The 9,039-nt window shown below is 61.5% G+C and carries 7 protein-coding genes and 1 pseudogene; 3 read left to right on the top strand and 5 right to left on the bottom strand.

Annotated elements, in window-relative coordinates; translation table 11 throughout:
* Together PF446_RS07955 and PF446_RS07950 are read right to left on the bottom strand one after the other, a co-directional pair.
* A pseudogene (locus PF446_RS07955) lies at nucleotides 1–274 on the bottom strand (16S rRNA pseudouridine(516) synthase); the annotation flags it as partial.
* Entirely contained in the window at nucleotides 271–1,344 is a 1,074-nt protein-coding gene (locus PF446_RS07950) for a class I SAM-dependent methyltransferase (protein ID WP_343224665.1), read from the bottom strand. The gene PF446_RS07950 and the pseudogene PF446_RS07955, both read right to left, overlap by 4 nt.
* Before the next feature lie 128 nt (nucleotides 1,345–1,472).
* Here PF446_RS07950 and PF446_RS07945 point away from each other — a divergent pair, with 128 nt between their 5' ends.
* Complete coding sequence (locus tag PF446_RS07945; RefSeq protein ID WP_298070862.1) at nucleotides 1,473–2,882, top strand: nodulation protein NfeD; 1,410 nt, start codon at nucleotides 1,473–1,475, stop codon at nucleotides 2,880–2,882.
* Between the two features lie 21 nt (nucleotides 2,883–2,903).
* A complete protein-coding gene (locus PF446_RS07940) occupies nucleotides 2,904–3,662 on the top strand; it encodes a slipin family protein (RefSeq protein WP_298070860.1) in 759 nt (252 codons plus the stop codon).
* Here PF446_RS07940 and PF446_RS07935 read toward each other — a convergent pair whose 3' ends face one another.
* A complete protein-coding gene (locus PF446_RS07935; protein ID WP_298070859.1) occupies nucleotides 3,663–4,637 on the bottom strand; it encodes a sulfotransferase in 975 nt (324 codons plus the stop codon).
* A 182-nt stretch (nucleotides 4,638–4,819) separates the two neighbouring features.
* Between PF446_RS07935 and PF446_RS07930 the strand changes: the two genes are divergently transcribed.
* The gene (locus tag PF446_RS07930; protein ID WP_298070863.1) at nucleotides 4,820–6,304 is read left to right on the top strand and encodes a peptidase S10; all 1,485 of its coding nucleotides are present in this window, start codon (nucleotides 4,820–4,822) and stop codon (nucleotides 6,302–6,304) included.
* A 50-nt stretch (nucleotides 6,305–6,354) separates the two neighbouring features.
* Here PF446_RS07930 and PF446_RS07925 read toward each other — a convergent pair whose 3' ends face one another.
* Together PF446_RS07925 and PF446_RS07920 are read right to left on the bottom strand one after the other, a co-directional pair.
* Nucleotides 6,355–6,987 carry a putative toxin-antitoxin system toxin component, PIN family gene (locus tag PF446_RS07925; RefSeq protein ID WP_298070857.1) on the bottom strand — a complete coding sequence of 211 codons (633 nt, stop codon included), beginning with the start codon at nucleotides 6,985–6,987 and terminating at the stop codon, nucleotides 6,355–6,357.
* A gap of 21 nt (nucleotides 6,988–7,008) precedes the next feature.
* A partial coding sequence (locus PF446_RS07920) for a DUF5916 domain-containing protein (RefSeq protein WP_298070856.1) occupies nucleotides 7,009–9,039 on the bottom strand: 2,031 nt, incomplete at its 5' end.

Genomic DNA, 9,039 nt, shown 5'->3' with positions numbered 1-9,039 from the left:
GCCGTCGCGTGAAGCGCTCGGGCAGAAGATCGTAGACGCGCTCACCTTCACCCTTGTGTGAACAGACCACGCCCAACGGCTTGTGCATCATGATCACGATTCCCTGTGGTGGATCCAGCAGCTCCCCATCGACACGTATATCGTCATGCCCGCGAATGTCATCGGCATACAGCACATCGCCGTTCGCATCGGTGATGCGTCCTTCACGGAACAGCCCCCTGACCTCCTTGCGGCTGCCATAGCCAAGATTGGCAATCAGGCGCAACAGTTTCATGGCCGGTCTCCTCGGATCGCTTCGATCACCTTGAAGCCCCTGGCCTCGACCAGCACGCGGGAGGTGTTGAAGCATTCATGCAAGGTGGATTCATAGGGCAAGTGCCGGTTGGCCACCATCAGCAGGCGGCCGCCAGGCTTCAAGGCGCTCGCGGCCGCGCGTATGAAAGCCTGGCCAAGCTCCGGGCGGTCTGCACGATCCACATGGAAAGGGTGATTGCTGACCACGACGTGATACCCCGACTTCAATCCGCGTTCAACATCGTTCCAGTGCAGCGCGAGCTCCAGCGTCCGTCCCGTTGCCTTGATCACGCGCTCGACGTTGCGACGTGCCAGCGGCAGCGCACGTTGATCGGCTTCGTACAGGTCCAGTGCGTTCACGCGGGGACAGCGGCGCACGATTTCCGCCGAAAGGTAGCCCCAACCCGCTCCCAAGTCGGCGACCCGCCCCTGGATGTCCATGGGCAGATGCGCGGCCAGCAATGCGGACGCCGTGTCGATCCGGTCCCAGGCAAAAAGGCCCGGCTGGCTCTCGAAGCGCCCGTCCAGGATCGGACGTGGCGCATCCAGGTGCCGCCATTCGTGCAACAGTTCCTGATCAATATCCAGGGTTTCGGGACAGGTCCAGAACACTCGACACTTGTGCTTGGAAAGATGCTGCAGGGGGCCCGCAAGGCGTTCAAGGTCATGCGCGCCGCCTCGTGCCCCCCCGGCATTGGGCATCGCGGCCACGATGGTGCCACCGGGTTCCAGTTGATCCAGCGCGCGTGCAAAAAGAGCACGGGCCTCCTCACGCTGGCGTGGCGGAAGGACCAGTGCCATGGGAAAACGCACATTGGATTTCTCCGTGGACAAGGCCATGCCGGCCTGTTCCAGTGCATCGGCATAGGGTTTGAAAGGCTGTACGAAAGACCATCCGGGACCCGCCAGTGTCCGCCAGATCTCCAGACCACGGGCACGAAGAAACAGCACCCGGCCGGACGCGGGCAAAGCCGGACTGCCCTGGCCCAGGGCGTGGGCCAGGGCCATCACGGGTGGGTCGTTGGACAGTGTCGAACTGCCTGCACTCATGGGAAGTACATCCTGATTCCATCAACACGTCATTCTACGCGGGCAGCCTATGCGCGGTTCATGCATTCAATTGGGGATACAATGCAGGCGGTGCACGGGACAGGTCTTCGAGGAGGACAAGGATGACCATGCGATCGATCCTTCAAACCTGCGCTCTGGCCGGCCTTTCCTTGCTTCTTGCCGCTACCCTGCTGGCGCATGCATCAAGCGTAACGCCGAAGTCCGGGGGCTTCGTGGCGCAGATCGATCTAGACGGCCCCATTGGCCCTGCAGCTGCGGAGTATGTCCAGCAGGCTTCCGCTCGGGCTCAGCGCGAAGGCGCCCGGGGTATCGTGCTGCGACTGGACACGCCCGGGGGCTTGTCCGGATCGATGCGGAAGATCATCAGCGACATCCTCGCATCCAGAATTCCCGTGATCGGCTACGTCTCACCGGGAGGCGCCCGCGCCGCCTCGGCTGGAACCTACATCCTCTATGCCTGTCATGTCGCGGCCATGGCGCCGGCCACGCACCTGGGCGCGGCCACGCCGGTTTCGATTGGTGGCAGCACGCCGATGCCTTCATCGTTGGCGAAGCCCGCTGCCGCCACATCCACTGCGCAGGCTGAAAAAGCCGCGGACAACGCGACTCATGGAGATGCTGAAGCGCACAAGGTGCTGAATGACGCCATTGCCTACATCCGCTCCCTGGCCCAATTGCGCGGACGCAACGCCGACTGGGCCGCAAAGGCCGTGCGCGGAGCGGCCACCCTGACCGCAAGCGAGGCGCTGGACAAGCATGTCGTTGACCTGATCGCACCCGACACAGCCTCGCTGCTGCGCCAGATCGACGGACGCCGTATCCGTATCAAAGGACATGAACAAGTCCTTCACCTGGCAGGACTCGAGGTGCGTGACTATGCCCCGGGCTGGCGGACCCGTTTCCTGGCGATCATCACCAACCCGACCATTGCCTACCTGCTGCTGCTTGCCGGCATTTTCGGACTCGTTCTGGAGGCCTTTCATCCGGGGGCCATGCTACCCGGCATTGCCGGCGCGATCTGCCTGCTGATCGGACTGTATGCACTGCAATTGCTGCCGGTAGACTATGCAGGGCTGGCGCTGATGGCGCTGGGTGTCGGGCTGGTTATCGCCGAGGTCATCATGCCCACCCTGGGCGTGATCGGCCTTGGTGGTGTGGTGGCGTTCACCGTGGGGTCAATCATGCTGTTCAAGACAGGAGAGACCGGATTCGGCATCAGTCTGGGGATGATCACGGGCCTGGCCCTTTGTGGCATCGGCACGCTGGCTGCACTGCTCTTGCTGGTGATGCGTGCGCGGCGTACGCGCAGCTTCAACGGCGACCACCAACTGTTGGATCATGGCGGCGAACTTCTCGAGGCACTGGCTCCGGAATCCGAGTCCTGGGCACGTATCAACGGCGAACGCTGGCGCGTGCGCAGTGAAATCAAACAACCCCTGCCCGCCGGAACCCGAGTACGCGCACGTCGTCGTGACGGGCTGGTACTGTGGGTGGATGCCGAATCGCGGCACGAGTGAAAACACTCCAAGGAGAAGAACATGTTTGGACTGGCAGGAATCATCATTGTTTTCGTGGTCGTGCTGTTGATCTCATCGATCAAGGTGCTGCCTGAATACCAGCGTGGCGTGATGCTCACCCTGGGCCGTTACACCGGTACCAAGGGGCCGGGCCTGATCATCATGATTCCGTTCGTGCAAAGCATGACGCGCGTGGACCTGCGGATCGGGGTCATGGACGTACCACCACAGGACGTGATCTCGCGTGACAATGTCTCGGTGCGCGTCAACGCGGTGGTCTATTACCGCATTCTGGAATCGGACAAGGCGGTGCTGCAGGTGGCCGATTTCTACCAGGCCACCAGCCAGCTGGCGCAGACACGTCTGCGCTCGGTACTGGGGCAGCACGAACTGGACGAGATCCTGTCCGAGCGTGAGTCGATCAACAAGACCCTGCAGCAGATCCTTGATGAGGCCACTGATCCCTGGGGCATCAAGATCACGGATGTGGAAATCAAGGACGTCGATCTCAACGAGACCATGATTCGTGCCATCGCCCGTCAGGCCGAGGCCGAACGCGAGCGTCGGGCCAAGGTGATCCACGCAGAGGGCGAGATGCAGGCCGCAGAAAAGCTGCGCGACGCCGCTGCCATGCTGGCCCAGCAGCCGCAGGCACTGCAACTGCGTTACCTGCAGACCATGGCCGACATTGCCAGCAACGGCAAGGCCACCACCATCGCCTTCCCGTTGCCGCTGGACCTGATCAAACCACTGATGAAGGCCTTCGGCAAGGAGGACTGATCAAGCCTTGTGTGTCCCGAGGGATGCTCGAATCTTGGGGCTGTCGACCGGCACGCCCTCGGCGGCACTGGCCACCCAGGGCATCGTGGGTTGTCGTTCGGCCAGCGTTGCAATGACCTCGGCGTATCCGGTCAGATGGTCATTCAGCCATTGGCGCATGCATGGCCCGAACAACCCTTCGAACTTGCGCTGCGGTGGCCGCAGAGTCTCGTCGATGGACCCCTTTTTCCAGGGTTCATCGGCTAAATCAACGATGTGGTCCAGCTGTCCGGAGGCCGAGCCCAACGCCGTGGCCGAGGCTCCGGACAGATCCCTCAGCAGCTCCTGAACCTGTGCGGTCGCCGTGAACAGGCAGGCATAGGGCAGCACCGTGTGCCGGGGCCTGCCCGCGTACTGCAAGTGCACCTGCGTGGCTCGATTCCATCGCTTGACCCAGTAGGGAATGGATCCGAGGAACACCTCGTGTTCGCTGAACCGGATCTGGCCTTCGATGGCTGAAGCGATGACGTCCGGGCCACTCCGGACCATGTGCAGGAAGTGTGCGTCGGGGATCTGCTTTTCCAGAATCGACAGGTAGGCCAGGTGATCGGGTGTCTTCTCGACCCAGCACGTGCAATTCCTGCGGATCGCCTCGGCATCGAGCACACGGCGCAGTTCATCGATATATCCCCGACCGGTCATGCGCCTGCGCAGACGCGGTGCAAGGTTGCTGCCACCGAAGGCCTGGTCAAGGCAATCCTGGAGGTCACGGCGCGAACTCGCCCGCGCGAGTGCCAATCGTTTGCGCCACTTGGACTCGACCGCGGCCGGGTTGTTGAGCCACGCATTGAAGTTCCCGAGCATGCACAGCAGGTAATTGGTCTCGCCCATGGACATCACATTGGGCAGGGATGCCAGCAGCGACTGGACCACTGTCGTTCCGGAACGCGGGCAGCCGATGATGAAGATCCTGCGCAGGGGTGTTGGCTTGGGCATGCCCGATTCGCTTCCTGTCTGTCGCTACGGCGCGTGTGATCCAGCAAAAGAATACTGCAAATCCGGGAAAGGCCTGAGTTAAAACGATATCCGGACCAAGACTTCCAGCACGTGCCGTCATGCTGCACTCCGGGCTATCTTAGCCGTTCATCGCGTCCACCCAAGGGGAATCCATCATGCGCATGCGTAGCATCGCCGGTGTGCTGTTGTCGACACTGCTGTTTTCGTTATTGTCCGCTCCGGCCCTGCTGGCGGCCAAAGACGCCAAGGCCGATTCCAACGGCATGCTCCTGCAGCCCTTCCCCGCCAAGGCCCATGTCGCACAGGTGACACATGTCGCCGGCAAGACCCTCAAATACACCGTCACGGTGGGCAGCCTTCCCGTACGCGACCACGCGGGCAAGGTCATCGCCAACGTCATGTACACCGCCTATACCGTGCCGGGGCACAAGCGTCCAGTGACCTTCGCGGTCAACGGCGGTCCAGGCGCCTCTTCGGTCTTTCTCAACCTCGGCGCGATCGGCCCGAAGAAAGTGAACTTTGGTGATGCCGGCGACAGCCCCTCGGACCCGGCCACCTTGCACGACAATCCAGGTACCTGGCTGGACTTCACCGACCTGGTGTTCATTGATCCGGTCGGCACCGGTTACAGCCGTGCGCGGGAGGATGACAAGCAGGCCACCAAGGATTTCTACAGCACCGATGCCGACATCCATTACCTGTCGCGCATCATCTACGACTGGCTCGTCCGGAATGGTCGCATGACCTCGCGAAAGTACCTGGTCGGCGAAAGCTATGGTGGTTTCCGTGGCCCGCGTATCACTGAATACCTGCAGACCCGGCTGGGCGTTGCGATGAATGGAGTGGTACTGATTTCGCCCTACCTGGACCCGGCCTCGTATGAAAACGGAGAGGTGTCGCCGCTGCCCTGGATGCTCACCCTGCCCTCGATCACAGCTGCGCACCTGGAACGCGAAGGCAAGCTCACCTCCGCCGCCATGCAGAAAGTGATCGCCTACACCCGCGGTGAATATGCACATGCCTTGATGTTGGGAAACAGCAATCCCGCCGAACGCGACCGGATGATCCAGCGCGTGACCAGAATGACCGGCCTGGACCCGACCTTCGTGCGCTATTCGGGGGGCCGCATCGACACTGCCGCCTACCTGCGCGAAGTCCACCGCGCGCAGGGCCGCATCGGCAGCGTCTATGACTCCAACGTCAGCGCCTGGGACCCATTCCCGCTGTCACCACAGCAGCGCAGCAACGACCCGTTGCTCAATGCCATCATCGCACCAACCACCACCGCCATGGTCAACTTCATCACCCAGACTGTCGGCTGGAAGTATGACGGTCGCTACTACGCGCTCAGTTACCATGTGAACAAGCTCTGGCACGAGGATGCGGATGCACGCTCGGGATCGGTGGCCCAGTTGCGTGAGGCCGTTGCCAACGACCCGAACCTTCACGTGCTCATTGCCCACGGCTGGAACGACCTGTCCTGCCCATTCATGGGGTCCGTCCTCATCGTCGACCAGATGCCGGTCATGGGCGGCAAGGACCGGGTCAAGGTACGCGAGTACCCGGGAGGCCATATGTTCTACACCCGGCGGGATAGCCAGGCCGCGCTGCGCAAGGACGTCATGGCGTTGTACAACAAACTCTGAACCGTCTCCTCGTCCAGGCCGGGTTGCGCAGCATGGGCGCGCAACCCGGCCTAACGATTGGCATGGCGCGCTTTCCATGCCTGGGGCGACAGGACCTCGATGTTCACGGCTCGACGCATGCCCCGGGCGACCTTCAATACCGCCTTGTCCTTGCTGAGAAGCGTATCGACGCCAGCTGCAGAGGCCACTTCCAGGAATTTCTGGTCATCAGGGTCGCTGCATTGCGGCAGCCCGGGCCCTGCCCCGGGGGCGTCGTGCATCGGCGGGACAACATCATGTAGTGCATCAAAGGCCTCGAGGGCCTGGACGCGTCGATTCACGGCAAGGGCCAATTGCGGATACTGCAGCACGCGGATGAATTCGTCTCTGCAATCGGAGCGCGTGATTGCCCGGCATGCGCCCTGTTGCAACTGCGCCATGAGAATCTCGCAACCTGCATCCCTGAATATCAGAAGATCCAGTACGACATTGGTATCGAGCACCATGCGCTCCACACCGGCTGAGGGTGCCTCCGCATCCAGCTGCGATTCGGGCGGGTTTCGGGCCAGCCATTGCTCGAGACTGTGCCAATAAGCCTCGAGCTCATCTTCGTGAACATCCAGGATGCACGGTATGCAACCGCCACCGCAGCAGTCGGAAGGCAACGGTTTTTCGGGCGGCTGTGGCCGAACATCGTGGTTCATGACTGCCCCATCCGGACGAGATCAGATCTGGAAACGATAGGCCAGCTTGATCAGGAACTGGTCGCTCTGGCGCAGATGGAAACTCTGCCGGAACTGGGTGGCTGCAGAACGCAGCACGGGGTCCTGTGCGTAGCCTCCGCGGACATAGACCACATACAGATTGGACAAGGGTGCCAGGCGATAGCGATAACGGATCTGGAACCCCAGGTTGCGCACGCTGAAGCTGTCGATTGCATCGTTGCTGGGTGACGCACGCATGAGGGCATTTACACGATAGGCCGCAAGTTCCCGCGCACTGATGCCCAGAGCCTGCAAGCGTATGCGAAAGGCCTGTCGCCGATCAAAATACCAGTCCATGGTGGCATCCATCTGCAGCGTTCGACCGTCGAATGAACCCACGAGATTATCATGCTGCCAGATCAGCCAGTTCGGCTGGTAATCATAGGAGACGCCGGTCGACACGCTCAGCATGTCGCTGAGGTAGAGCGTGGGACGCAAATCGAGATTGTACTCCACGTGACGCAGCCCATCGAGCTTGTTGCCGCTCAAGTAGCCACTGATTTTCCATGCCCATGCGCCTTTGCGTGGACGCTCGTGCTTGACGTACAGCGACATGCTGGATGCGGTACGCAGGGCACCGTTGCCGCGCGTCAGCAGATCGTCGTGACCCGGGGCATCCACGTCCAGATGGGCATAATCCGAGCCACCGTCCCTACGATTGGCATTCAGGGTCACGCGAAACTGGCGCTGCAATGCCAGACCCTGATCGTTGTTGGCGGCCGTGAGCCGCCACTCCCACTGGCGGGAAGAATCCATCGAGTCACTGGAAAGATCCGTGACGTTGCGACGCAGCTGCCAATGCACGTAGTCGAGGTTATTGCGCTGAAGGTAGCCGAAATCATTGATATCCAGATGGCTTCCGAAATGCATGGCCACCCATTGCTGACTCCATTGCGGATTCATCTCGTACTGCACCATGGTGGTGGCTCCGGTGCCTTGCGAGAGCTGGCCGTGCTGGACGATGTTGTCGCCCACGAAATTGCTGGTGACCGTGAGCTTGTCGTTCGGTTGCCAGCGCTGGTTCACGCCGAGGACCGTGGCGGTTCGGTCCAGGAATGGATGATCGACCCGTGTCACCAGGGCGCCCAGGAGCTGGTTGTCAAACTGGCGTGTGAGCCGCAAGGCATCAAAGGTTCGACCGTACGGGCCCGCTTCCTGTGCCGAAAGGATGCCGTACCGCGTGCGCCCAACGCTGCCGTTGAGTTTCAGGGCCCCGCTGATGCTTGCCGGACCGCTGCCGTTATCGGCGACTCCACCCACGCGACGCGTGTAGACCAATTGGCTGTTGTCGCTCAGCAGGCTGAAGTCGAAGATGCCCTGGTTTTCCGTGAAAAACGGCCGCTTGTCGCTGAAATAGGTTTCCTGGGCGCCAAAATTGACCACCAGGTTGTCGCTTTCCACCTGGCCAAAATCCGGATTCACCGTGGCGGTCAGCTGGGTCTGGCCGTTGGGTTTCCAGAACAGGTTCGCACCGGTCTTGAAGCGCGTGCGACCGGTCACACGATCCTGCACTGTCGATACATAGGGGGTCGCCGCAAGCAGGGACTGGGTATAGGCCGGCAAAACTACCTTGCGGAAATCGGACACGAATCGCGCTCGTTGGTAGCTGGCCGTGGGCCAGGACATGCGCTCCCCGGTGGATCCGACCACGCGATCCAGGTACAGGCCGATGGTCCGCTTTGCCCCCGTAGCCCGGCGCATGGGCGCGATATACCAGGGGATCAGGATTTCAACACTCCAGCCATGTGCATCCCGGCTCACGGCATGCTGCCAATCGCCATCCCAGTCCTTGTCGAAATGCTTCTCGTTGGTGATGACCTCGTCGATCACGCTACCCGAAATGTCCACCGTGAAATCGTAACCGGTCGTGCCGTCACCATCGAAGTCGACCATGACATTCACGCGATCAACCTGGGACTGCTGATCGCGACGCGTGTGCCGCAGGGTCCGGGGCACGTCGGGCGGTTGGATGTTGCGAAAGGCCACGGCCAG

The sequence above is a fragment of the Oleiagrimonas sp. genome (assembly GCF_027858935.1).
Lineage (GTDB): Bacteria > Pseudomonadota > Gammaproteobacteria > Xanthomonadales > Rhodanobacteraceae > Oleiagrimonas.
This window is presented reverse-complemented; position numbering and strand designations above follow the sequence as displayed.